Genomic DNA, 406 nt, shown 5'->3' with positions numbered 1-406 from the left:
TAGCCGTCCCCGCCATTGTCGCCGGGTCCGCACCAGATCACCACTGGCCGATGGACGTAGCGCGCGCGCACGGCCCGCGCCACCGCCTCCCCGGCTCGCTCCATCAGCACCGGCGTGGGCGCGCCCCGCTCCACCGCGGCGCGATCGGCGGCGGCCATTTCGGCGACGGAGAGGATCTCTCGCGGCACGACGACTCCTTCAGAGCACCTGGCTCTGAGCTTCGCGCCCTTTCTCCAGCAGGATCAAGCGCTCGCCCTCGATCGCGAAGGTCGTGAGCGAGGCGTGGTCGGGCCGGAAGGCCATGACGTCCGCGGTCCCGGTCGCCACCGCGACCGCCGCGTTCAGGGCGACGAAGTGGCTGAACACGGCGGCTCCGGCGTGCTCACGCAAGGCCGAGGCGACGCCC

2 protein-coding genes are annotated in these 406 nt (G+C 72.7%); both read right to left on the bottom strand.

What is annotated here, in order from left to right:
* Positions 1-188, bottom strand: a 188-nt coding sequence (locus AB3U87_RS22385; protein WP_394150637.1) for an NAD(P)H-hydrate epimerase, incomplete at its 3' end; no start/stop codon positions are given.
* 10 nt (positions 189-198) lie between these two features.
* Positions 199-406 (bottom strand): hypothetical protein (locus AB3U87_RS22380; RefSeq protein WP_394150635.1); only part of this gene is annotated, 208 nt, incomplete at its 5' end.

Source organism: Erwinia plantamica (assembly GCF_043420595.1).
GTDB lineage: Bacteria > Pseudomonadota > Gammaproteobacteria > Enterobacterales > Enterobacteriaceae > Erwinia > Erwinia aeris.
The sequence above is the reverse complement of the archived record's forward strand: the minus strand, read 5'-3'. Positions and strand labels throughout refer to the sequence as shown.